Origin of the sequence: Streptomyces sp. NPDC058773, from assembly GCF_042746015.1 — a bacterium.
GTDB lineage: Bacteria > Actinomycetota > Actinomycetes > Streptomycetales > Streptomycetaceae > Streptomyces.
Genome location: NZ_JBHYPE010000003.1, coordinates 12,604 through 35,257 on the forward strand (window position 1 = coordinate 12,604; position 22,654 = coordinate 35,257).

At 72.3% G+C, this 22,654-nt stretch carries 20 protein-coding genes; 9 read left to right on the forward strand and 11 right to left on the reverse strand.

Annotated elements, in window-relative coordinates:
* Complete coding sequence (locus tag ACFW5B_RS03435) at positions 1 to 1,395, reverse strand: FAD-dependent monooxygenase (protein ID WP_386432542.1); 1,395 nt, start codon at positions 1,393 to 1,395, stop codon at positions 1 to 3.
* A 238-nt stretch (positions 1,396 to 1,633) separates the two neighbouring features.
* Here ACFW5B_RS03435 and ACFW5B_RS03440 point away from each other — a divergent pair, with 238 nt between their 5' ends.
* The gene (locus ACFW5B_RS03440) at positions 1,634 to 2,407 is read left to right on the forward strand and encodes a VOC family protein (protein ID WP_386432544.1); all 774 of its coding nucleotides are present in this window, start codon (positions 1,634 to 1,636) and stop codon (positions 2,405 to 2,407) included.
* 42 nt (positions 2,408 to 2,449) lie between these two features.
* On the opposite strand, the gene ACFW5B_RS03445 is transcribed toward ACFW5B_RS03440, so the two are convergent.
* Positions 2,450 to 3,634 carry an acetyl-CoA acetyltransferase gene (locus ACFW5B_RS03445; protein WP_386432547.1) on the reverse strand — a complete coding sequence of 395 codons (1,185 nt, stop codon included), beginning with the start codon at positions 3,632 to 3,634 and terminating at the stop codon, positions 2,450 to 2,452.
* Positions 3,635 to 4,044: 410 nt separating this feature from the next.
* Between ACFW5B_RS03445 and ACFW5B_RS03450 the strand changes: the two genes are divergently transcribed.
* The 4 genes from ACFW5B_RS03450 (at position 4,045) to ACFW5B_RS03465 (ending at position 8,432) form a co-directional block, all read left to right on the forward strand.
* Positions 4,045 to 5,673: an IPT/TIG domain-containing protein gene (locus tag ACFW5B_RS03450; RefSeq protein WP_386432550.1), complete on the forward strand. Its 1,629-nt coding sequence runs from the start codon at positions 4,045 to 4,047 to the stop codon at positions 5,671 to 5,673.
* A gap of 207 nt (positions 5,674 to 5,880) precedes the next feature.
* Complete coding sequence (locus tag ACFW5B_RS03455) at positions 5,881 to 6,384, forward strand: hypothetical protein (RefSeq protein WP_386432553.1); 504 nt, start codon at positions 5,881 to 5,883, stop codon at positions 6,382 to 6,384.
* A gap of 213 nt (positions 6,385 to 6,597) precedes the next feature.
* Positions 6,598 to 7,962 carry an acyl-CoA dehydrogenase family protein gene (locus ACFW5B_RS03460; RefSeq protein ID WP_386432556.1) on the forward strand — a complete coding sequence of 455 codons (1,365 nt, stop codon included), beginning with the start codon at positions 6,598 to 6,600 and terminating at the stop codon, positions 7,960 to 7,962.
* Positions 7,962 to 8,432, forward strand: a complete 471-nt coding sequence (locus ACFW5B_RS03465) for a nitroreductase/quinone reductase family protein (protein ID WP_386432559.1) — start codon at positions 7,962 to 7,964, stop codon at positions 8,430 to 8,432. Before ACFW5B_RS03460 ends, ACFW5B_RS03465 begins: the two co-directional genes overlap by 1 nt.
* A gap of 224 nt (positions 8,433 to 8,656) precedes the next feature.
* On the opposite strand, the gene ACFW5B_RS03470 is transcribed toward ACFW5B_RS03465, so the two are convergent.
* Complete coding sequence (locus ACFW5B_RS03470; protein ID WP_042156052.1) at positions 8,657 to 9,304, reverse strand: TetR family transcriptional regulator; 648 nt, start codon at positions 9,302 to 9,304, stop codon at positions 8,657 to 8,659.
* Positions 9,305 to 10,242: 938 nt separating this feature from the next.
* Here ACFW5B_RS03470 and ACFW5B_RS03475 point away from each other — a divergent pair.
* Positions 10,243 to 12,891 (forward strand): PQQ-binding-like beta-propeller repeat protein, encoded by a 2,649-nt coding sequence (locus tag ACFW5B_RS03475; protein ID WP_386432564.1) that lies wholly within the window; start codon positions 10,243 to 10,245, stop codon positions 12,889 to 12,891.
* Between the two features lie 38 nt (positions 12,892 to 12,929).
* Here the strand turns inward: ACFW5B_RS03475 and ACFW5B_RS03480 are convergent, their stop codons facing one another.
* Entirely contained in the window at positions 12,930 to 13,907 is a 978-nt protein-coding gene (locus ACFW5B_RS03480) for a hypothetical protein (protein ID WP_386432566.1), read from the reverse strand.
* Between the two features lie 195 nt (positions 13,908 to 14,102).
* Between ACFW5B_RS03480 and ACFW5B_RS03485 the strand changes: the two genes are divergently transcribed.
* A complete protein-coding gene (locus ACFW5B_RS03485; protein ID WP_386432568.1) occupies positions 14,103 to 14,645 on the forward strand; it encodes a hypothetical protein in 543 nt (180 codons plus the stop codon).
* A 9-nt stretch (positions 14,646 to 14,654) separates the two neighbouring features.
* On the opposite strand, the gene ACFW5B_RS03490 is transcribed toward ACFW5B_RS03485, so the two are convergent.
* The 3 genes from ACFW5B_RS03490 to ACFW5B_RS03500 all read right to left on the reverse strand — a co-directional run bounded on the left by ACFW5B_RS03490 (position 14,655) and on the right by ACFW5B_RS03500 (position 17,152).
* Complete coding sequence (locus tag ACFW5B_RS03490; protein WP_386432570.1) at positions 14,655 to 15,449, reverse strand: enoyl-CoA hydratase/isomerase family protein; 795 nt, start codon at positions 15,447 to 15,449, stop codon at positions 14,655 to 14,657.
* Positions 15,446 to 15,928 (reverse strand): Zn-ribbon domain-containing OB-fold protein, encoded by a 483-nt coding sequence (locus tag ACFW5B_RS03495; protein WP_386433213.1) that lies wholly within the window; start codon positions 15,926 to 15,928, stop codon positions 15,446 to 15,448. The genes ACFW5B_RS03490 and ACFW5B_RS03495 overlap by 4 nt, the downstream gene beginning before the upstream one ends.
* A gap of 72 nt (positions 15,929 to 16,000) precedes the next feature.
* A complete protein-coding gene (locus ACFW5B_RS03500; RefSeq protein WP_386432572.1) occupies positions 16,001 to 17,152 on the reverse strand; it encodes a lipid-transfer protein in 1,152 nt (383 codons plus the stop codon).
* 105 nt (positions 17,153 to 17,257) lie between these two features.
* Here ACFW5B_RS03500 and ACFW5B_RS03505 point away from each other — a divergent pair, with 105 nt between their 5' ends.
* Positions 17,258 to 18,895 (forward strand): FadD3 family acyl-CoA ligase, encoded by a 1,638-nt coding sequence (locus tag ACFW5B_RS03505; RefSeq protein ID WP_386432574.1) that lies wholly within the window; start codon positions 17,258 to 17,260, stop codon positions 18,893 to 18,895.
* A 56-nt stretch (positions 18,896 to 18,951) separates the two neighbouring features.
* Here ACFW5B_RS03505 and ACFW5B_RS03510 read toward each other — a convergent pair whose 3' ends face one another.
* A complete protein-coding gene (locus ACFW5B_RS03510) occupies positions 18,952 to 19,539 on the reverse strand; it encodes a TIGR03086 family metal-binding protein (protein ID WP_386432576.1) in 588 nt (195 codons plus the stop codon).
* Positions 19,540 to 19,866: 327 nt separating this feature from the next.
* Here ACFW5B_RS03510 and ACFW5B_RS03515 point away from each other — a divergent pair, with 327 nt between their 5' ends.
* Entirely contained in the window at positions 19,867 to 20,283 is a 417-nt protein-coding gene (locus ACFW5B_RS03515; protein WP_386432578.1) for an alpha/beta fold hydrolase, read from the forward strand.
* 36 nt (positions 20,284 to 20,319) lie between these two features.
* Here the strand turns inward: ACFW5B_RS03515 and ACFW5B_RS03520 are convergent, their stop codons facing one another.
* From ACFW5B_RS03520 to ACFW5B_RS03530, 3 genes are all read right to left on the reverse strand, one after another.
* The gene (locus ACFW5B_RS03520) at positions 20,320 to 21,867 is read right to left on the reverse strand and encodes a class I adenylate-forming enzyme family protein (protein ID WP_386432580.1); all 1,548 of its coding nucleotides are present in this window, start codon (positions 21,865 to 21,867) and stop codon (positions 20,320 to 20,322) included.
* Between the two features lie 123 nt (positions 21,868 to 21,990).
* On the reverse strand, positions 21,991 to 22,167 hold the full coding sequence (locus ACFW5B_RS03525; RefSeq protein ID WP_386432583.1) for a hypothetical protein: 177 nt from the start codon (positions 22,165 to 22,167) through the stop codon (positions 21,991 to 21,993).
* Between the two features lie 204 nt (positions 22,168 to 22,371).
* On the reverse strand, positions 22,372 to 22,560 hold the full coding sequence (locus ACFW5B_RS03530) for a hypothetical protein (RefSeq protein ID WP_386432586.1): 189 nt from the start codon (positions 22,558 to 22,560) through the stop codon (positions 22,372 to 22,374).
* Positions 22,561 to 22,654 lie beyond the last annotated feature (94 nt).

Sequence of the window (22,654 nt, forward strand, 5' to 3'; positions counted from 1 at the left end):
TCAGGCAGCGTACGTGGGGCGCCCGGGCGCCGGGTCCTGACCAGGGGCGGGAGTGTGACCGGAGGCCGAAGGCCGGCCGGCCGCCCGAGCGCCGGCCGCCGCCGTCGCCGGATGATCCCTGAGGGTGATCGCGTTGGCGCCCCGCTGCACGTCCTCGGCGATCTTCTTCGCCACCAGGTTCTTCCACGGCATGTGCGGCAGCATGCGCATCATCAGATGCCGGAACCGGATCTGCCGCCGGGTGTCCGCCGTCATCTCCTGGGCGAACTTCTCCGCCAGCGCGTGATTGACCGCGACATAGCCGCGCATCTCCCGCTCGTAGCGGTCGAACGCCTCCTCCGGCCCGCGGCCCGACGCCAGCTCCCCGGCCAGCACATACGCGCCGACCAGCGCCATCCCCGTGCCCTGCCCGGACGCCGGGGAGGCGCAGTGCGCGGCGTCGCCGAGCAGCCCCACCCGGCCGCGGGACCAGCGGTCCATCTCGACCAACTGCATTCCGTCGAAGTAGAAGTCGTCCGCCGCGCCGGCCGCTTCGAGCAGCCGCGGGACCCTCGACCAGCCTCCGGACGGTGCGACGCCGACGCCCCGGAACGCGCCCTTGAGCAGCGCCAGTTGGGCGTCCCGGTCCCGGTGGTCGTAGGCCGTCCGCGGTGAGCGGAAGCAGAGCAGGCCCTTGGCGGCCGGGTCCCCGGCGGAGCTGTAGACACAGATCAGCCTGCCGGGGACGGCGTGGTACAACTCCTCGCGGTCCAGGCCGAGTTCGTTCGGCAGGGAGAATGCGCAGAGGTACGCCCCGAGGTGCCGTACGAACCGTTCTTCCGGGCCGAAGGCCAGCCGCCGGACGTTCGAGTGCAGCCCGTCCGCGCCGACGACGAGATCGAAGCGGCGGGGCGCACCGTGCTCGAAGGTGACCTCGACGCCGCCGGAGCCCGCCGGGCCACAGCCCTCCTCGCCGGGGGCGCCCGGCCGTTCGGTGAGGGACGTGATCGAGTCGCCGAAGACGTACTCGACGTCCGCGCGGGTGCGTTCGTGGAGGAGGCGCGCCAGTTCGCCGCGCATGATCTCGTCGTCCCGGCCGACCCGGGCGCCGAAGATATCGGCGGGGAGGGTGGCGATCCGCTTGCCGTCGTCGTTCACGTAGGCGCCGGTCCGCATGTCCGTACTGGCGCGCTGGATGTCGGCCAGGATTCCCATCCGCTCGGCGACCTCGACCGCCGCACCCCGGATGTCGACCTTGTAGCCGCCGGTCCGCAGCGCGGGGGCGCGTTCGACGACGGTCACCGCGAAGCCGTAGCGGTGCAGCCAGTAGGCGAGCGCCGGACCGGCGATGCTCGCGCCGGAGATCAGCACGGTCCGGGGCCTGGTGCGGAAGGACGACAGATCGGTGCCGGGCATGGCGGGTTCCCTTCGGGGTCGTGACGCGCGCTCCTGCAAGCACTGCGCCACACCGTCCGTGGCGCTCGGCCGTGGTGCGCTCGCCGGCCGATGACCCTGACTATACGAGTGTCTTAAACGCTTGTCTATGACGCTTGTATAGCTGCCCGGAAGCGGCCGATCCGGCTCTCTAGGACTAAAGCTGTCCTACTCCTTCACTAGCCTCGTTCCTGTCGAAGTCACCACGAAGGAGCAGACATTGAGCGAGATCAGCAGCAATCAGCCGCTCGGTACGCCGACGTGGATCGATCTCGGGGTCCCCGACCTCGACCGGGCGAAGGCGTTCTATGGCGCGCTGTTCGGCTGGGAGTACGAGGAGCGTTCGGCGGAAACCGGCCCCGTCACCCTGTGTCTGCTGCGCGGGCGGCGGGTGGCGGCGCTGCGGCCCGTCTCTGCCGCGGATGTCGAGGGCGAGTCCTGGTGGCAGCCGTATCTCGCCACGGACGACTGCGACGCCGCGGCCAAGCGGATCGTGGAGTGCGGCGGGGCGGTGGTGGTGCCGCCCTCGGAGCGGGCGGGTCTGGCCCGTACGGCCGTCGTGGCCGACCCCGTCGGTGCCCGCTTCGGCCTCTGGCAGGGGCGTACGCTGCCGGGCTGTGAACTGGTCAACGAGCCCGGCGCGCTGGTCCGCAACGACCTCGCGTCCCCGGAACCCGGGCCCGCCCGCCGCTTCTACGCCACCGTCTTCGGCTTCACGCTCGACGGCAACGACGACCTCCCGGACTTCGACTTCACCTTCCTGCGCCGGCCCGACGGCCATGAGGTCGGCGGCGTCTTCGGCGATCCCGCGGCGCGGGCCTCGCGCTGGCAGACGGTGTTCGAGGTGGCGGACACCGACGAGCTGGCGGCCCGCGCCGTAGTCGCCGGCGGAACGGCAGCCACCCCCGAGGACGCCCCGTACGGCCGCATGGCCGCACTCACCGACCCCTTCGGGACGTCGTTCAGCGTCATCACCCGGCCGCCCGCCGACTGATCACGACCGGTCCGCCTCCTGATCACCCCCTGAGCGCCCCGATCACCCCCGCCCCAACACCACCGTCCCCGAGGAGCAGAACCAGCCGCCCGTGCCGGAGGCGACCGCGAGGTGGGGCAGCCGGCCGTCGGGTTTGTGGACCTGGCGGTCCGGGCCGGCCTCGCCGCGGAGCTGGCGTGCCGCCTCGACCAGCAGGAACAGCCCTCGCATCCCCGGGTGGCAGGCGGCCAGCCCGCCGCCGTCGGTATTGACCGGCAGTTCGCCGTCCCGCAGCAGCCGTCCCTTGCCGACGAATGCGCCGCCCTCACCCTTGGCACAGAAGCCCAGGTCCTCCAGCGTCACCAAGGTCATATAGGTGAAGGCGTCGTAGATCTCGGCGAGGTCGACATCGGCGGGGCGGACTCCGGCACGCCCGAAGGCCAGCCGGCCGGAGACCTCGGCGGGGGAGACGGTGAAGTCGTCCCACTCGGACATGGTCGTGTGGGACACCGCGGTGCCCGAACCGAGCACCCATACCGGGGGTTTGGCCAGGTCCTGGACGTAGTCCTCGGCGACGAGCAGGACCGCGCAGCCGCCGTCGGAGCGGATGCAGCAGTGCAGTTTGGTGAACGGGTCGGCGATCACCGGCCCGTCCAGGACGTCGTCGACGGTGATCGGATCGCGGTACATGGCGTCGGGGTTGGCCGCCGCGTTGGCGCGTGCCTGGACCGCCACCTGGGCCAACTGCTCCAGGGTGGTGCCGTATTGGTGCATATGGCGGCGGGCGGCCATGGCGTATTTGGCGATCAGAGTGTGCCCGTAGGGGGCCTCGAACTGGAGCGGGCCGCGGGCGCCGAAGGACAGGTTCGAGGTGCGGCGCCCGGCCTTGATGTCGGCGCGGGCGGTGGAGCCGTAGACGAGGAGCACGGCGTTGGCGTGGCCCGCGGCGATCGCGTCGGCGGCGTGTGCGGCGAGCACCTCCCAGGTGGCGCCGCCGACCGAGGTCGAGTCGACCCAGGTGGGGCGCAACCCCAGGTACTCGGCGACCTCGACGGGCGCGAGGGTGCCCAGCCCGGCCGAGGCGAAGCCGTCGATCACCGCACGGTCCAGCCCGCTGTCGGCGAGCGCCCGGCGGGCGGCCTGGGCGTGCAGGGCGTACGGGGTGGCCCGGTCCACGCGTCCGCAGTCGGACAGGGCGACTCCGGCGACGGCGACCTTGCGATTCCCGTAAGTGGTCCCTGAGGTCATGAATCTGACGGTACATCAGATACGAGGGGGCGGGCAGGGTGCGGGAGGCGGCTCCGGAGGGCGGGCCCTGCCGGCATTGTCGGGGGCGTGTCGGCGGGGAGCGCCGCGCCCCTGTGGCCGGAACGCACCCCCGTCGCCGTGGCACACCACCCCGAGGGGCAACTTAAAGCGATTATCCGAGAATCGGAGCTTTCCCGTGGCCTTCAAATGACTCCCGGGGGACGGTATTCTCACATCGCTTTGTGCATTTCACCGGCCGGTTCCAGGCCGGCTGACTGCTCGCTGTTTGCCCATGCGGCGGAGCAGACATTTCCGTGTGCGGGACGAAAGTGTTCCCGCCTGCCGCAGGGAGTGTCATGTTCGCCTTTACTCCGCCTATTCCGATGTCCGCGCCGGCGCGAAGTCCCGGATTGCGTGCCGCATTTGTGGCGGGCGCGGTCATTCCGGTGGGTGTGCTGCCCCAGGGAATTACCCTTTCAGCTGACGGGGCCCGTGCCTATGTCGCCAACCGGGGCTCGGACACGATCAGCGTGATCGACACCGCCACCGGTACCGTGACGGACACCGTCCCCACGGGAGCCGGTCCCGGCATCGTGGCGCTCACGCCGGACGGGACCCGCGGCTATGTGGTTCTCGCCGACGCCGGAACCGTCAGCGTGCTCGACACCGTCACGAACACCTTCCTCACGGACATCCCGGTGGGGTCCGGACCGGCGGCGGCAGCGGTCACGCCGGACGGCAGCCGCGTCTATGTGAGCCAGCAGGCCGGCGACACCGTGAGCGTGATCGATACGGCCACCAACACGGTCAGCGACGTCATCACCGTGGGGACGGCGGCGACCGGCGTGGTGATCACCCCTGACGGGGCGAGCGTCTATGTGGCATGTTTCGGCTCGGGGTCGGTGAGCGTGATCGACACCGCCACGAACACCGTCTCGGCCACCATTCCCGCCGGTCCGGTCCCCATCCTGCTGGCGGTCAACCCCGACGGGTCCCGCGTCTACGTCACGAACGTCGGCAACTCCACGGTCGGCGTGATCGATACGGCCCTGGGCGCCGTCATCGACACCATCGGGGTCAGCGCCCAGCCGCGCTTCCTGGCAGTGACACCGGACAACGCCCATGTGCTGGTGGCGAATTCCCTCCCGGACACGGTGAGCGTGCTCGACACCGCCACCCAGACCGCCGTCGAGAACATCGGGGTGGGCGCCGGCCCGACCGGCCTCGCCGTCCACCCCGACGGGACGCACGCCTACGTGGTCAACTCCGAGGCCGGCACCGTCAGCGTGATCGCGACGACCGTGCTGCCCGACCAGGGGTCCACGGCGGGCGGCGCCACCGTGACCGTGACCGGCCACCACCTGGCCAACGCCACCGCCGTGCGCTTCGGTACCGGGCAGGCCGCCATCACCGCCAATACGGACACCTCGCTGACCGTCACCGAACCCGCCGGATCGGGCGCCGTCCCCGTGACGGTCACCACCGGGGGCGGCACCGGCATCCTCGGCACCTTCTACTACACGCCGTTGCCCGCCCTCACCGGCATCAGCCCCGATACGGGGCCGGTCGCGGGCAGCGATGACGAGATCACCCTGACCGGCCGCAACCTCGCCGGGGCGATCGATGTGTACTTCGGCACCAGCCGCGCCGTGATCCAGAGCGCCTCCGACACCGAGCTCACCGTCCGGGCCACCACGGCCCCGGGGCCCGGCGGCGTGCCGGTCACCGTGCGCACCGCCGGCGGGAGCGTCCAGGGGCTGAGCTACACCTACGTCAGTTCCTCCACCGTCACTGACATCAGCCCCAATTCGGGGCCGACTTCGGGCGGCACCGTCGTCACGATCACCGGCACCGGTCTGTCCCACACCGAGCAGGTCACCTTCAACGGCACCCCGGCGCCCTTCGAGATCGTCTCCGACACCACCCTGAGCGCCACTTCCCCGCCCAGCGGCGCCGCCGGCACCGTCACCGTCACGGTCACCGGCCCCGTCGACAGCCCCTCCGGCTCGTTCACCTACGTCAGCGGTCCCGGCATCTGAGCCGCCGGACGGGCCGCACGGCCCGGCCGGGCGGCCCCCTACGGGCCGCGCGGCACGGCACACCAAGTTTCCGGCCGACCGGAACCCCGGCCGACGGCCGGGCGGGAGTCGCGGGGCCCTGCCGTCCACGCGACAGCGGACCGGGATTCAGAGCACCTCACGGCACAGCGTCAGAGCAATTCCCTTCCAGTCCCAGAGGAGAAAACTGTGCGTCCCTTCAAGCAGATCCTGCTGAGCACGGCCACCGGAATCTCGGCCCTTCTTTTCTGCGCCCCCGCGGCCTCCGCGGCCGGCGGCGCAGGCGCCGATTCCTTTCCCCCGTACGAGGAAACCTTCCAGCTGGTCGCCAAGCAGACACAGGGCACGTTCGTCGATGTGGACGGATCGGGCGGGCCCAGTCAGGGCGATGAATTCGTCATCAGCGGGGACCTGTTGCGCGCCGGTGTCACCATCGGCACCTACAGCGAGATCTGCACGCTGACCCGGACCGCCCCGAACGATGAGTTCGACCTCCAGTGCTCTCCCGTTCTCGCGCTCCCCCTGGGGCAGATCACCGTGCAGGGCCGGTTCACCGTCACCGCCGCCGGACCCGGCGACATCAACCTCGCGATCACCGGCGGCACCGGGCGCTACCGCACGGCCCACGGCTCCGTCCACGCCGTCAACGTCAGTGACACGGAGACCAACCTCACCGTCCACCTCATCCGCTGACCACCGGCGGGTGCGCGGGAGCCGGGTCGCGGCGACACGACCCGGCTCCTCGCCATGCCCCGGGCGGCCGGAACTCTCTCCCGGCCGCCCGACGACTTGCCGACCCGGCCTAGGAAAGTGCATCCCCCGTCCCTACTATGACGGCCCGTCAGATCGGAAGCGGGGGCCCGTCGGACGGACGGGCGTTGTCGCACGGCCGGGAGGAGCCCGCCGATGGATGCCGCGTTCACCGAGGAGCAGCACGAAATCCGCCGTACGCTGCGCGAACTGCTGCTTAAACGCTGCGGTCCGGACGAGGTCAAGGCGGCGGTACGCACCCCGCCGGGGTACGACACCCAGCTGTGGCAGCAGCTCGCCGGCCGGCTCGGTCTGCCCGGTCTGGCGCTGCCCACGGCATACGGCGGGGTCGGCTGCGGCCCCACCGAACTCGCCCTGGCCGCCGAGGAAACCGGCCGCGCGGTCCTGCCCTCACCGCTGGTCGCGACCGCCGCGCTGGCCGCCCCGCTCATCCTCGCGCTGGGCAGCGAGCGCCAGCGCACCGCGCTGCTCCCCGCCCTCGCCGCCGGGGAGCTGACCGCGACCCTCGCCGTCCCGGGCGGCCGGCTCGCCACCGCACTGGCGCTGACCGGGCCGAACGACGACGGTGGCTGGGCGGGCGGCGGCCGGGCCGGCGGCATCCAGGCGAGGAGGGCGCCGCAGGAGTCCGGGGCGGCCGCTCCGGAGGACGGCGGCTGGCGGCTGTACGGGGAGGCCGGGCAGGTGCTCAACGGGCACACCGCGGACGTACTGGTGGTGGCCGCGCACACCGGCGGGTTCGCGCGCAGCCGCACCCTGCTGTTCCTCGTACGGGCCGGGGCGGACGGGGCTGCCGCGCGGTCCGGCGCGGCGTCCGGGGCGCCCGGTCTGCGGCGGACCCGGCAGACCGCGCTGGACGAGACCCGGCCGCAGGCGCGGATCGAACTGCGCGAGGTGCCCGCCGAATTGCTGGGGGAGGGGGACGGCGACGCGGCGGCGGTGACCGGGGCGCTCGCCGCGACGGGGGCGACGGCGGCCGCGGTGCTGGCCGCCGAGGCGGTCGGCGCGGCCGATACGGCGCTGGCCCGCACCGTCGCCCATGTACAGCAGCGCGAGCAGTTCGGCCGGCCGATCGGCTCCTTCCAGGCGGTCCAGCACCGGCTCGCCGATCTGTATGTGCGGCTCCAGGCGGCCCGCTCGGCGGCGTACTACGCGGCCTGGTCGGCGGGCGGCGGACCGCAGGCCCCCGGGTACGGTGCCGGTCCGCACGAGCCCGGGGTGGCGGCGCTGGCCCTCGCCCAGGCGCTGGAGACCCTGCGGGCGGTGGCCGCCGAGGCGGTGCAGCTGCACGGCGGGATCGGCTTCACCTGGGAGCACGAGGCGCATCTGTACTTCAAGCGCGCGGCCTGCGACGAGCTGCTGGTGGGGCCCGTGCACCGGCTGCGGGCGCGGGCCGCCGAGGAGGCGGGGCTGTTCCCGGACGGGGCGGCGGAGCCGGGCGGAGGCGGGGTACCGGCCGGGGTGCCGGTACCGGGCCGGGTGCCGGCAGTGGTGGAGGGCTGATGCGCCCGGGTGAGCGGCTGCTCATGAAGGTCTCCGCGACCCGTGGGTTCGCCCGGACCGCGCCGTACGTCATCCCCGCGCTGGACCGTGCGGTGCACCGGCTGACCCGGGGAAAGGTGCTGCTCAGCGCCCGGATGCTGCCCGGGGTGGTGCTGACCGCGACCGGTGCCAGGAGCGGGCTGCCGCGGCGTACTCCGCTGGCGTGCATACCGGAGGAGGGCGGCAGCTGGCTGCTGGTCGGCAGCAATTTCGGGCGGCCGGGACATCCGGCCTGGACCGGGAACCTGCTCAGGAATCCGGAGGCCGAGGTGAGTTGGCGGGGCCGGGACATACCGGTGCGGGCCCGGCTGCTGTCCGGCGAGGAGCGGGCGCGGGCCTGGCGGGCGGCGCTGGCGATGTGGCCGCCGTACGCCGCGTATCAGGCGCGGGTGACGCGGGAGATCCGGCTGTTCCGGCTGGAGCGGCGCTGAGCGACTGCCGCATACGGGCTCTTGAAGCCGCCCGGCCGGGGCGCCGCATACGCGCAGCGGGCGCCGTTCCGGACCCCGGAGGGTCGCGCGGCGCCCGCTGCGTGTGGTGTACAGCTATGGCAGGACGGATACAGGACCGATGGCGAACCGTCCCGGCGGCGCCGGGACTTCGAGGCGCGGCGGTTTCTCCGGCCGCTTCCCCGACTGCTGTCGCGGATGTTTTGCTATTTGGTCGGCTTCTTGCCGGTGACACCGAGGTGCACCAGCAGCGCCAGATTGGGCTTGAGCTCGGCCTGTTTGACGCCCCAGCTCTGGAAGCCCTTCTGGTGCGCGGCGACCGCGGCCAGCATCGCGACCATCGAGCCGGCGATGGCGGCCGGGCTCACGTCCTTGTCGACCTTGTTCTTGCTCTGCAGGTCCTTGATGGAGTCCGTAAGGGAGTTGGTGACGGCATTGAGGATCTTCATGCGGATCTTGTAGAAACGCTTGTCACCTTCTGCGGCGCCCAGATCGACGACGCGGAGAATCGCGTCGTGCTTGCGCCAGAAGGAGAGAAAGCCTTCCACCAGATCCTCCGCCGCCTGCCAGGCGGATTTGCCCACCCAAGAGCGTCCGGCGACAAGATCGGTCAGAGTGGCGCCTTCTTTGGCCATCTCCTCGGCGATTTCGAGGACGGCGCCCTCGACGTCCGGGAAGTACTGATAGAACGTTGCGGGTGAAGTCCCCGCTTTTCGGGCTACATCGATGACCTTGACGTCCCGATAGGGGGACGAACTGAGCATTTCACTGAGGCAGTCGAGAAGCTTTTGCCGCGTCGCCTGTCCGCGGCGGCCGGCAACTCTGCCGTCGACGGTTCGAACTTGTCCTGTCATGCCGTCAGCTTACCGAGGGGTGATCGGAGCGCGATTTGGCTGCCTGCAAATGGGGATGGGGGAGTTAGGGGTGTGTGCCCCCGGGGAGTGCCCCGGCGGCGGGCCCGCCCGCGCTCGCGGTTCGTATGGCACCGCTTGGTCCGAACCGGTGAACGGTGTTATCAACAGCCTGTGGACAACCTCGGTGGATAAGTGGTCACCCTCCGTGCAACAAGTGCACGACGACGGCCGTCAGTTGAACACCCTCCCCGTCCTGCCGCCGGTTCCGCCGCCCGCCGCGGGCCTTCTGGGAATCGAATTCACGTTTGAATCTCCGCCGGGCGAAGCGCGTGAACCGGTACTAGCGTGGACATATGGCCACCGTGGTGGCCGTGGTTTTCAGCTGCCCGTGCGTCATTCAAGGCGCCACGCCAGGCGTGCCGCCGCCGAAATGACCTTCGAACGCGCAGAATTGGGGTGTGGGGGCGAAGCGACGGCGGGGAGGGCGGGACCGGTGGGGGCTGGGTGCAGGTGGTCGGTGGTGCGGCACGGTTTCGGCCACCGCGGCCATTGGGTGTTCGTAAGGGTCAACCGTTTCCCTCATGTTCGCGTCAAACGGAATGGTGAACGTCCACTTGGTGACCGGTGCCCCGCGCAGGGGACTCGCAACCGATCGGTAACCAAGTGGGCAATCGCCCGTCGCCGGACGTATCGGAGCACGTCAGGCGGGGTTGGGTGACGTCGGGTAACGGGCCCGGCGCGGGCTACGGGGGGTATGCCGTGACACGGCGGACAGGCCCCGGGTTCGCAACCGTCGGCTCGGCCAGGAAGAATCAGCACGCGTACGGCCGTATCGACACTCCTCGCCGCAGGCGGGGAGACGCTGCACGGGGCAGTGGCTCTCGACGGCGCGTGGCTGATGAGAGTCCTTTTACGCCCCACGGGGAGGTGGCAGGTAAGTGGTGGAGCAGCTGAAGCAGCTGACGCAGCACGATCCCCGGCGGATCGGGCCGTTCGAGGTGCTCGGCCGTCTCGGGGCCGGCGGTATGGGGCTGGTCTATCTCGCGCGTTCGGCGTCCGGCCGGCGCGTGGCGATCAAGACGGTGCGTACCGAGCTCGCCGAGGACCAGCTGTTCCGGGTCCGCTTCACCCGCGAGGTCGAGGCGGCCCGCGCGGTCAGCGGTTTCTACACGGCCGCGGTGGTGGACGCCGACCCGCGCGCGGCGGTGCCCTGGCTCGCGACGGCCTATGTTCCCGCGCCCTCCCTTGAGGAAATAGTCAATGAGTGCGGGCCGCTCCCGGCCCAGGCGGTGCGCTGGCTGGCGGCCGGGATCGCCGAGGCGCTGCAGTCCATCCACGGCGCGGGCCTGGTGCACCGCGACCTGAAGCCGTCGAACGTCCTGGTCGTCGAGGACGGCCCCCGGGTGATCGACTTCGGTATCGCCTCCGGGGTGTCCAACACCCGCCTCACGATGACCAATGTGGCCGTCGGCACGCCCGCCTACATGTCGCCCGAGCAGGCCCGTGACTCGCGCAGTGTCACGGGCGCGAGCGATGTCTTCTCCCTCGGGTCGACGCTGGTGTTCGCCGCCACCGGGCATGCGCCCTTCCACGGCGCCAACCCCGTCGAGACCGTCTTCATGCTGCTGCGCGAGGGCCCCGACCTGACGGGACTGCCGGACGAACTCCGTCCGCTCATGGAGTCCTGTATGCAGATGGAGGCCGGCCAGCGGCCGTCCCCCGCCGATCTGCAGTCCCAGCTCGCGCCGCATCTCTTCGGCTCCGGCAGCGACGACAGCGGCACCGCCTCGGCCTGGCTGCCGTCCGGCGCGGTGGGCCTCATCGAGAACCGCCGCGGCGGCCGCACCACCGTGCCCGGCAATGGCCGTCCGGCCGGTGCCGCCCGGGGCAACGGCCGCCCGGCACCCGCCGCGCCGCCGTCCCCGCCCGTGTCGCCCCCGATGCCCGCCGCGCAGCCGGCCCCGGCGCCGCCGCGGCCGGAGAACGCCCCCGTCGCCGCGGAGTCCGGCTGGCCCGGCCAGATCGGCGCGGGCCCCGGAGCGCACCGCGGCAGCGATCCGCGCGGCGCCCACCCGGGCCCGATGCCGCAGGCCGCGGTGCTCGGCCCGGAGGCCTCGACGGCCCGGGTGACCCCGGTGTCCGCCCCGCCGCCCGCTTCCGCGCCGTCCCCCGCCGCCGCGGTGTCCGCCGCGCCGCCCGTTCCGTCGGCCGCCCCCGGGGACGGCGCCGCCGGTCCTGTGCAACTCGGCGGCTCGCCCGCCCCGATAGGGCCGGGGCCGCGCGCCGAGGCCCCGGCGCCGCGAGCGCAGGCCGGTGCCGCGACGAACTGGGTACGGCCGCCCGGCGCCGGACCGACGACTGGAGTGCCCCACCAGGGCCCGGCCAACGGCGCGGAGGCCCCGGCCCGCCACGAGGCCGGGCCGCCCCCGCCGCCCGAGGCACCGCCTGCCGAGGCGGGCCGCTGGCGCCCCTGGCGGTTCCGGATGTCGAACGATGTGTGGGGCACCCCCGCCGTCGCCGACGACCTGCTCTACGTCACCTCCTTCGAGGTGCATGCGCTCGATGTGGCCAGCGGACGCCGCAAGTTCAAGACCCGTGACGTCGCCTGGGCGATGGCCGTTTCGGAGGGCCGGATCCATGCCTCGGACGGCCCGAGCCTGTACGCGCTGGACGCCGGCGACGGTACCGAGCGCTGGCGGCTGAACACCGAGGGCTGGGTCTATGCCCTCAAGGTCGACCGCGGGACCGTCGTCACCAGCACCCGAGGGGGCGGCGTCCAGGCATGGGAGGCCGCCACCGGTGAACTGCTGTGGGAGACCGGCGGCGTCCAGACCGACTTCGAGAACGCCGAGACCGGGCCCGTGGTGCACGAGGGCACGGTCTTCGTCTGGGCGGACGCCCGGCTCAAGGCGCTGGAAGCCCGGACCGGCGCCGAGCGCTGGTCGTACCCGGTGGGCGACGCCGCGTCCTGCGGCGGGGTGCCGGTGCGGATGCTGCCGGCGTCGGACGGGGTGGTCTACGTCGTCGCCGGCACCCGCGTGCTGGCGATCGACATCGCGCGCGGCGACGTGCGCTGGCACTTCGAGGCGCCCGCGGTGTTCCTGAGCCCGCCCGCCTTCGCCCCCGGCCCGGCCGTCACCGGCGGCGGGGTCTATCTGGCGGACTACCTCGGCACGGTCTACGCGCTGGACCCGGCGGACGGCCGCGACCGCTGGCGGATCGCCACCGAGGCACGGCAGTCCACCGAACCGGTGCTGGTCGCGCACGGCGCGGTCCATCTGGGCAGCGGCAAGGCGCTCTACACCCTCGACGCGGTCACCGGCACCCCGCGCTGGCGGTTCCAGGCCGGCGCGGAGGTCATCGGCGCCCCGGTCGTCGCGGAGGGCCGGGTGCACTTCGGCTCCGCCGACCACTGCCTCTACACGCTCGACGCGATGGGCGGCCAGCTGCGCTGGAAGCTGGAGACCGGCGGCGAGATCACCGGCTCACCGGTGGCGGTCGGCGGTGTGGTGTACGCCTGCAGCAAGGACCGTTGTGTGTACGCGCTGGACGCGGCCAAGGGGACGGGGCTGGCGCGGCGGTCGTGACGGGGGCGTGAGGCGGGGCCCCGTATCTGCGCGGGCCTCTACTCCCGTTCCTCCGGGGGATGTTCGGGCTGTTCGCGCCGGTCGGGCCGTTCCGGAGGCGGGGCGTACGGCTGTCTCCGCTGGTCCCTGCCCCACTCCACCGGAGGTGTGGGCGGCTGCTTATGGGACGGCAGGGTCGGTGGCGGCGGGGGAGCCGGCCGTTGTTGCTGCGGCTGTTGAGGCGGGGGCGGCGGTGGCGGGGGCTGTTGCTGTGGGGTCCGGCCCGGTGGCCGTTGTTGCGCCTGAGTCCACTGCTGTTGCTGATGCTGTGGGGGCGGTGGTGGGGGCGGGGTGACCGGCAGCGGGGTGGTCGGGGTGTCCTCCTGGTGCCCGTAGGGGGCGCCTCCGGGACCGGCCGGGGGCACGGCGGGGTTGGGGCCCGTCGAGTACGGCTCCGGATTCCACTCCTCGGCTCCCGGGCGGCCCGCGTCCCACGGTTCGGGTGTCCCCGGCGGGTACGGCGTGTACGGGTCGTAGGGCGTGCGCTCGTCGTAGCGCTCGTCGTACCCATGGTGTCCGTAGCGGCCGTCGTCGTACTGCCGGTCGTCGTAGTCGGGGCCGTAGGAGCGGCGGGGGCGGCCCCGCATGATCAGGGCGCCGAGCAGCAGCAGCGCGCCGCCGCCCAGGGCGTTGGCGACGCCGATCCCGAGACCGCGGGCGCCGGCGGTCAGCTCGCTCGCGGCCTGTCCCTGGCGGACCATCCACAGAATCGTGAACCCCAGTACCACCAGGCCCGCGACGGCGACCAGCCCCCGGGAGCGCATGGCGACCCCGATCAGGGTCAGCAGGGCGGCGAACGCCATGGGGAGGAGCACGGAGCCGAAGAGCGCGGCGCTGCTGCGCGTGAGCCCGTTGAAGAGGTCCTCGATGCGCACGTCACTCCCGTGACGGCCGTCGTACCAGGGACGGAAGGGGCTCCAGACGGCGGCCGTCGCTCCGACGAGGGCGACCAGTGACCCGAGAACGTTGCGCACCACGGGCGTCGCCTCGCTTCGGATCGTCCGGTCATCCTCCGGGACCGACGCTACGCCTGCGCCTGTGTGCACGCGAGAGAAGTACGCCCGCCCGCGTTGCCGGGGCCCGTAAGGGGTGTCACCGGCGCTTGCTAGGGTGCCGTGCACGCGTCAATTGAAGAGTGACGGCTCAGCGTTTTCCACGGGGGAGTGGACGGAATGAAGCAGCGCATGCCCAGCGGCACGGGCCTCCGTAGGGGTGCCCGTACGGGTCTCCGGGCGGCGGTCGCCGCCGGTCTGGCACTGGCGACGGTGGCGACGGTCAGCAGCTGTGCCTTGCCCCGGCCCCGGGTGAAGGTCCCGACCTCCTTCCCGAGCCCCACGTTCACCAGCGGCTATGACGCGACCCCGTCGTACGAGCCCACCTACTCGCCCTCGCCGACCGAGGAGACCTACGACCCGGACGGGCGGTCCGACGCCCACGGCAGCAACTGCGACTTCTCGGATTCGCTGCGCCAGTTCACCTACACGGTGTCCATCACCAATCCGTCCATGAACGACTCCTTCTCCTACGACATGGCCGTCAACTGGATGAAGGCCAAGCCGGCCGACGGCAAGGCGTACGGGCTGCACGAGCGCTCGATCACCGTCGGCCCCGGCGACACCGAGACGTACACCGCCAAGTACACCGTCAACCAGTCGTCCATCGGGCAGTTCTGGTTCACCTGCGAGATCACCAGGGCGCAGAAGACCCGTATGTAGGGGCGGGAGTCATCTGACCAGGGGGTGGCCGTCCTGGCCGGCACCCCGCCCGCCGTCCCGCTTCCGGGCGGCGAACAGTGCCGCCTGGCGGTCCGGGGACAGGCTGCCCAGCGCGATGAGCTGGGGGGCGTGCGCCAGGGCCTGCGCTCTGGTCGCCTCGTGGGCCGTCCACAGGGCGCGGACGGTGCCCTGGACCGCCTCGGTCGGCTGGGCGGCGAGCACGGCCGCGCGCCGCAGCGCCACCTCGGCCGCGGCGCCGGGCGCGGTCAGCTCGGAGACCAGGCCGATCCGGTAAGCGCGGGAGGCGCCCAGCCGTTCCGCCGTCCCCATCAGGGCCAGCCGGGCGGCCTCCCCGTAAGGCATCCGCTGCGCCATGTGGACGGACTCGTAGGCGCTCACCATCCCGTAGGTGGTGTGCGGGTCGAAGAAGGTGGCGTTCTCGGAGGCGACGAGGAACTCGGCCTCGCCCAGGAGGTAGAACGCGCCCCCGCAGGCCATGCCCTCGACGGCGGCGATCACCGGCTTCCACAGGTCGTTGGCCTTCGGGCCGATGTGGAGCAGCGGATCGTCGAGGGAGTACGGGGAGGACGGCTGGGGGACCTCGGCGGAGCGGTCGATGCCGGTGCAGAAGGCCCGGCCGCCGGCGCCGGTGAGCACCACGGCCCGTACGGTGTCGTCGAAGCGGAACGCCTGCCAGGTGGCGGCGAGTTCGGCGGCGGTGGCGAGGTCCACGGCGTTGTGCCGCTCGGGCCGGTCCAGGGTGACCAGCGCGACCCCGTCCTTGATTTCCGTGCGCACCGTCATGGCCGCTCCAGGAGCCAGCGGGGTACGGTCACGCCTCCCGGCATGGTGTGGAAGACGGCCTTCACGGGGGCGCCGATGCGCAGCCGGGCCGGGTCGACGGAGTTCAGGGGCGCGTCGGGGGCGGTGACGAGGTTGCCGACGAGGCGGATGTGCGGGGCCTCGGCCAGCTCCACGACGATCGCGTTGTAGCCGGGCTGTTCGGCGTACGCGGGCAGCAGCGGCGGGTGCGGCAGGACGTAGGACCAGATACGGCCGCGGCCGCTCATCCGCTGCCAGTGGGTGTCGAAGGACCGGCAGTGCGGGCAGCAGGGCCGGGGCGGGAAGCGCAGTGCGTCGCAGCCGGCGCAGGCCTGGACGCGCAGTTCGCCGCGGGCGGCGTACTCCCAGAAGGGCGCCCCGTCGTCGTCCGGGACGGGAAGCAGCAGGCCGGCGCCGTCGTCGGGCCGGTTGTCAGTGGCGGGTGTCACGATCGGTGTCATGGCCTCACGAACGGATTCACGGACGGACTCACGCACCGGCTCCCGCGCGGACTCCCGAGTGCTCATGGCGTATCAACTCCTCAGCAGCAGGGCCGAGGTGGGGACTCCCTCGCCCGCGGTGACCAGGCAGGTGGTGGCGTCGGGGACCTGCGCGGTGCTGGTGCCGCGCAGCTGCTTGACGCCTTCGTTGATCAGGTTGAAACCGTGCACATACGCCTCGGACAGACCGCCGCCGCCTGTGTTGAGCGGCAGCCGGCCGCCGGTCTCCAGCGCGCCGCCCTCGGTGAAGGCCGCGCCCTCACCGCGTCCGCAGAAGCCGTAGCCCTCCAGCGAGAGAGGGATCAGGGGGGTGAAGGCGTCATAGATCTGTGCCACGTCGACGTCCTGCGGGCCGAGGTCGGCGCCCTTCCAGAGGTGCCGGGCGGCCGCCCAGGCGGGGCCGGTGAGCGGGTCGTCGTTCCAGTAGTTGACCATGCCGTGGTGCTGGGCGGGCAGGCCCTGGGCGGCGGAGTGGACGTAGACGGGCCGCTGCCGGCAGTCGCGGGCGCGCTCCGCGGAGACCACGACGCAGGCGAGCGCGCCGTCGGTCTCCAGGCAGTTGTCGAAGAGGCAGAGCGGCTCGCTGATCCAGCGGGCGGTCATGTACATCTCGCGGGTCAGCGGGCGGTCGTACATGATCGCGGCCGGGTTCTGGTTGGCCCGGTTGCGGCAGGCGAGCGCGACGTTGAAGAGGTGGTCGCGGGTGGCGCCGTATTCGTGCATGTAGCGGCGGGCCAGCATGCCGATCTCGTCGGCGGGGCGCAGCAGTCCGAAGGGGCGGGTCCACTGTCCCGGGGTGGGCAGCTGGACCCGGGTGTTCTTCCAGGGGCGCGGTCCCGAGCCGCGTTTGCGGGACCGCCAGGCGACGCCGACGCTCGCCTGGCCGGTGGCGATGGCGGCGGCCAGATGGGCCACCGTCGCGCAGGAACCCCCGCCGCCGAAGCCGACCTTGGAGAAGTGGGTGAGGTCCCCGGCGCCGATGGCCTTGGCGATCTCGACCTCGTCGGTCTCCTCCATGGTGTAGGAGGCGAAGGCGTCCACCTCCGAAGGGGAGATTCCGGCGTCGTCCAGTGCCGCGACGATCGCCCGGCAGGCCAAGGTCTTCTCGGATTCGGGGAGTTGCCGGGCGAACGGGGTCTGCCCGATGCCGGCTATCGCCGTAGCGTCCTTGAGGGTCGCCCCCATGGCCACCTCCGTGGTCGGTCGCCAGTACTGACAGCGGAGGAGGCTACCGCTAATCTGACGGCCAGTCAGCTAGTGGCGTACAGCTCTTCGGCGGGAGGCAGTGCGATGCACGACGAGGTGGATGCGCGGGCGGACCTGGAGTACGGCGTCATCCCCCGTCTGGTGCGCGCGGCCGCCCGGCGGTACGGCCCCCGGGAGGCCGTGGTCGAGGGCCGCACCCGGGTCTCGTACGCCGAGCTGGGCGAGCGGGTGGAGCGGGCGGCGGCGGCCTGTATCGCCTCCGGGGTCGCCCCCGGCGACCGGGTGGCCGTATGGGCGCCCAACACCCTCGACTGGATCGTCTCCGCCCTCGGTGCCGTCACCGCGGGCGCCGTCCTCGTCCCCGTCAACACCCGCTTCAAGGGCACCGAGGCCGCCTACGTCCTGCGCCGCACCCGCGCCAAGCTGCTCTTCATCACCGGCACCTTCCTCGGTACGTCCTACATCGCCGCGCTCCGCCGCGCCGCCCGGGAAGGCACCGGCAGCGGCCCGCTGCCCGGACTGCCGCGGCTGGAGAAGGTCGTGGTGCTCGCCGACGACGCCCCCGCCGACTTCGTCACCTGGCGGGATTTCCTCGCCGGCGGCGCCGCGGTGTCCGCGGAGGCCGTCCATGGCCGGACCGGCGCACTGCGCTCCGACGCCCCCTCGGACATCGTCTTCACCTCCGGCACCACCGGCCATCCCAAGGGCGCCGTGATCACCCATGCGCAGACCCTGCGCGCCTATGACGTCTGGAGCGAACTGGCCGGCCTCCAGGAGGGCGACCGCTACCTGATCGTCAACCCGTTCTTCCACACCTTCGGCTACAAGGCCGGGATCATCGCCTGTCTGCTGCGCGGCGCGACGATGATCCCGCAGCCGGTCTTCAGCGTGGAGACCGCGCTCGCCAAGATCGCCGCCGAGCGGATCTCCGTGCTGCCCGGCCCGCCCACCCTCCACCAGCAGCTCCTCGACCACCCCGCCCGGCATCAGCACGACCTCTCCGCGCTGCGCCTGGTGGTCACCGGCGCCGCCGTGGTCCCCCTGGAGCTGGTCGAGCGGCTGCGCGGGGAGCTGAAGATCTCCACCGTGCTGACCGCGTACGGCCTTTCGGAGAGCTCGGGCGTCGTGACGATGTGCCGCCGCGGCGATCCGCCCGCGGTGATCGCCGCGACCTCGGGCCGGGCGCTGCCCGGTACCGAGGTCCGGGTGGTCGACGCCGCGGACCGCCCGGCGGCCCCCGGCGAGCCCGGCGAGGTGCTGGTCCGCGGGTACCACGTGATGTCCGGCTACTTCGAGGACCCGGCCGGCACGGCCCGGGTGCTCACCCCCGACGGCTGGCTGCGCACCGGCGACGTGGGCGTGCTCGACGCGGAGGGAAACCTCCGGATCACCGACCGCATCAAGGACATGTTCATCGTCGGCGGGTTCAACGCTTATCCCGCCGAGATAGAGCAACTCCTCGGCCGCCACCCGGACATCGCCGATGTCGCCGTCATCGGCATACCCGACCCCCGTCTCGGCGAGGTGGGCAAGGCCTTCGCGGTCCGCCGCGCCGGCTCGCTGCTCACCGCCGACGACCTGATCGCCTGGTCCCGCCGCGAGATGGCCAACTACAAGGTGCCACGCGAGGTCGCCTTCGTCGCCGAACTCCCGCGCAACGCCAGCGGCAAGATCCTCAAGACCCGGCTGCGGAACGGGGCGCCGGGGGCTGCTCCGGCGTGAGCGGGTGGTGCACCCTACGACGCAGGCGGAGCGCTCCATGACACCGGCGGTGCGACCTACGACGCCGGCGGTGCCCAGTCCGGCCGCCGGCCGCCGAGTGCCACCACCTGGTCCAGGAGCGGTGCGTCCGCCGTCACCTCCACCGGCCGGCCGAAGGGCCCCTGCTCCGGGCTCTCGGCCAGCGGCGTGAGCAGCGCGTACGAGACCCCGAGGGCGGCCGGGTCGGGCGCGTACTCCTGCCCCGTGGCCCGCGCCAGGTCCCAGCCGTGCAGCACCAGCTCGTTCAGCGCGAACCGCCCTGCGATAGCCGCGGGCAGGGTCACGCCGCCCGCCTGGGTCTCGCCCTCCCAGGCCTCCGGGACGTGCCAGGCCTCCGCCATCCCCCGCAGATTCCGGTCCAGCTCGGCCCGCCAGCCGGACGCCACATCCGGCACCGTCGTCCCGGGGGCGGTGCTGGTCATCGGCCCGAGGTTCTTGCGCGCCGCCTCCTGGAAGGCCGCGGACAGGCCGACGAGGTGGCCCAGCAGATGGCGCACCGCGTAGTCCTCGCACGGGGTGGGGTCATCGAGCTGCTCATCGGCGGTCCGGGCCGCGAGCTGCGACACCAGCCGGGCCTGCGCCGCGAAGTCGATCGTCTCGGTCATCGTCCGGGTCCTTCCGTCCTGCCGGTGCGGTCTGCCGGGCCGCCACCGGGTGCGGTCCGCCCATGCGGTCCCGCTCCCAGTGAAGACTCCACCGCCCCCCGGAACTCATCGCCACACCGCGGCACGGCCCCGTCCGGCACCCGTCCGGCAGTCTTCCGCCGGATCTCCGGGGGTGCACGGGGTCCGAAACGGTCCGGACGAGCCGCGCCAATCCGCTCAGAGCTCCCTACGTTCTTCCACGGGACTGGGCGAGCCGTTCGTATGGTTGGCCCACCCAGGGGGCCCGGGTGTGGCTTTCAGAACTCTGCCGACCGTGGCTGCTGACGATTGGCCGCCCGACTCGCCCCGGACTGGCGGGTCATAGCGCCCGACCAGCGCGGCCACGGCGACTCCGACCGGGCGGCCGACTACAGCCGGGAGGGCTACCTCGCGGACCTGGAAGCCCTCACGCCGTTCGCGAGCGGCCGGACGGGACCGTGGGGCCTGCACTTCCACCCCAAGGACATCTACGAATCCGAGGACCGGGTCCACGGCGACCACTGGGCCGACTGGACCGGCTCCGCCTGCCCGGCCCTGCTGATACGCGGCACCAAAGGCGGTGTGCTGTCGGCCGAGCAGGCGGCGCAGATGGCCGCTCGGCGTCCCGGCACCCGTCTCGTCGAACTGGGGACGGACCACTTCTTGTACGCCAACGACCCGGTCGGCTTCACGGACGCGGTCCGGGACTTCCTTGCCTCGGTGTAACCATGGCCAACCCGAGCCCCCCTGGTCCCCCCCGAGTCAATCCGCAAACCGCTCCCGCAGCACCGTCTTCAGCACCTTGTTCAGCGGTCCGCCGCGCGGCAGTTCACGGACGGTCTCCAGTTGCTCCGGCAGCTTCTGCGTCATCAGCCCGGCCGCCCGCAGATGCGCGGTCAGCCCGGCCAGCGTCGGCGGCGGCGCGGCCGGATCGGTGGGTGTGATCACTGCGCACACCCGCTCGCCGCGCTCCCGGTCCGGCAGCCCGATCACCGCGGCCTCCGCCACGGCCGGATGCGTGCGGAGCAGCTCCTCGATCTCCAGCGCGGAGATGTTCTCGCCCTTGCGGATGATGATGTCCTTCAGGCGCCCGGTCAGCACCAGATGCCCGTCGGGGCGCAGCCGCCCCAGGTCACCGGTGCGGAACCAGCCGTCGGGGGTGAACGCCTCCGCGGTCAGCGCCGGATCGGTGTACCCGCGGAAGAGCATCGTCCCCTTGAGCGTGACCTCACCGCTCTCCCCGGGGCCGGCCGTGGACCCGTCCGGCCGCACGATCCGCACCTGCGCCCCCGCCACCGGCCTGCCGACGGTCCGCGACAGCTGCTCGTCGGTGTCGTACGGCGTCCCCATCGCGATCATCGGGCACTCGGTCATCCCGTACCCGTGCACGACCGCGCACCCCAGTTCCCGCCCCGCGGCCGCATACAGGTCCGGTGGCAGCGGCGCCCCGCCCCCGGACAGCAGCCGCAGCGACGGGATCAGCCGCCCCGCGCCCGGCAACTCCTGCCGGTAGCGCCGCGACTCGTCCAGGAACGCCTGGTAGAACGCGGTGCTGCCACCGGCCATCGTGACCCCGAGCCGCCGGTAGACGGCGGCCGTGCGGCCCGGCTCGAAGGTGTCCAGGATGACCGCGGGAAATCCGCTGACCAGCATGGCGATGACGTAGTCCGGCCCGGCGATGTGCGCGTACGGAAAGGCGATCGAGCCGGTGTCGTCCGCGGACATGCCGAGCGCGGTGGCCAGCCCGACGCCACCGGCGATGAGGCCGGCATCGGTGTGCTCCACGCCCTTGGGGGCGGAGGTGGTGCCGGAGGTGTAGTAGATCCAGGTGGTGTCCCCGTCGCCGGGCGCCGCGGCGGGCAGCCGGGCGGGGTCCGCCGTCGGCAGCCCGTCCCCGACCGGCAGCACCCGCACCCCGTCCCCGGCGAGCTTCCGTACCATCGCGGTGTGGTCGAACCCCCGCCACACACCCGGCACCAGTACGAACTCCGCCGCCGAATCCGCCAGAACGAAGCCGACCTCCCGCTCCCGGTGCAGCGGAATGACCGGCGTCTGCACGGCCCCCAGCCGGGCCAGCGCCAGCGACGCCACCACCGTCTCGACCCGCGTCGGCAGCTGCCACGCCACCCGCGTCCCGGCCCCGACCCCCAACTCCCGGAACCCGGCCGCCACCCGTAGCGCCTCGTCCCGCACCCCGTCAAAGCTGACGGCCCGCCCGTCCCCGTCGAAAAACATCGGCATCCCGGCCGAGACCCGCGCGCGGTACTCGACCAGTTCCCAGAGCGTCTGTATACGGGCGGGATCGAACACGGCGCGCCTCCTGGCTACGAGTGGAGCGGGGCGGGGCCGGCCCGGCGTCCTCGTCGAGCCGTGAGGGGCGCGACTGTAGCAACAAACCTGACGCAGCGTCAGAGGTGTGGGTGCGCCGCCGGATTACGGCCGGTGACGGTCATGGGCGATGAAGGACCCGGCGACAGGGGTGTGACGATCGAGGAGGGCGGCATGGGTGGGGCGTGAAGGACGGGCATCGGCCATCGCCGGTGCGGCGGCGGTGCTGACGATCGCGACCGCGAGGGCAGCGAGGGCTATGGCGGACTTCGTACGGCGCATGATGGCTCCTTGGTGAAACGGCTGCTCGTCACGGCAGATTAGTGAGGGCTGCACGGCCGCTCGGCGCGGTGGCCGGAAAGCGGTGCAGTAAGGCAGGGGGGTGGAGTTCGCTACGGACAGGCCGCAGGGGCCGGTTCGATGGCCCCCCTCCAGCCATCGCCAACCGGCCCCTGCGATCCCCTGAATCCGTTTGTCCGGCTCCGTCTACTGCGGGTCGCCGAGCGGAGTGTGCTTGTCCTTGGCGCTCACGGTTCCGAGCGTCCCCGGCTCTCCGGAGACAGGCTTGGCGGCCGGCTTGTTCGCCACCTGCGGTCCAGCGATGGGCGTGTGCTTGTCCATCGGCTTGATGATGGGCTTTTTGCCGGGCTGGACGTTGTTCTCTTCGGTGCTCACGGTGACCAACTCCTGTGTATGGGCGCTTACAGAAGACCCGGCCGGCGACTCCCCCGTGGGCCGCCGGACGGGCATTCCAGGGCCGCTCACCCTA

Coding starts and splice junctions, on each gene's coding strand:
- ACFW5B_RS03495 (WP_386433213.1), bottom strand. CDS start 15,928: ATGACACCGATCGTGACACCCGCCACTGACAACCGGCCCGACGACGGC.
- ACFW5B_RS03505 (WP_386432574.1), top strand. CDS start 17,258: ATGCACGACGAGGTGGATGCGCGGGCGGACCTGGAGTACGGCGTCATC.
- ACFW5B_RS03525 (WP_386432583.1), bottom strand. CDS start 22,167: ATGCGCCGTACGAAGTCCGCCATAGCCCTCGCTGCCCTCGCGGTCGCG.
- ACFW5B_RS03465 (WP_386432559.1), top strand. CDS start 7,962: ATGCGCCCGGGTGAGCGGCTGCTCATGAAGGTCTCCGCGACCCGTGGG.
- ACFW5B_RS03445 (WP_386432547.1), bottom strand. CDS start 3,634: ATGACCTCAGGGACCACTTACGGGAATCGCAAGGTCGCCGTCGCCGGA.
- ACFW5B_RS03500 (WP_386432572.1), bottom strand. CDS start 17,152: ATGGGGGCGACCCTCAAGGACGCTACGGCGATAGCCGGCATCGGGCAG.
- ACFW5B_RS03485 (WP_386432568.1), top strand. CDS start 14,103: ATGAAGCAGCGCATGCCCAGCGGCACGGGCCTCCGTAGGGGTGCCCGT.
- ACFW5B_RS03470 (WP_042156052.1), bottom strand. CDS start 9,304: ATGACAGGACAAGTTCGAACCGTCGACGGCAGAGTTGCCGGCCGCCGC.
- ACFW5B_RS03460 (WP_386432556.1), top strand. CDS start 6,598: ATGGATGCCGCGTTCACCGAGGAGCAGCACGAAATCCGCCGTACGCTG.
- ACFW5B_RS03490 (WP_386432570.1), bottom strand. CDS start 15,449: ATGACGGTGCGCACGGAAATCAAGGACGGGGTCGCGCTGGTCACCCTG.
- ACFW5B_RS03435 (WP_386432542.1), bottom strand. CDS start 1,395: ATGCCCGGCACCGATCTGTCGTCCTTCCGCACCAGGCCCCGGACCGTG.
- ACFW5B_RS03510 (WP_386432576.1), bottom strand. CDS start 19,539: ATGACCGAGACGATCGACTTCGCGGCGCAGGCCCGGCTGGTGTCGCAG.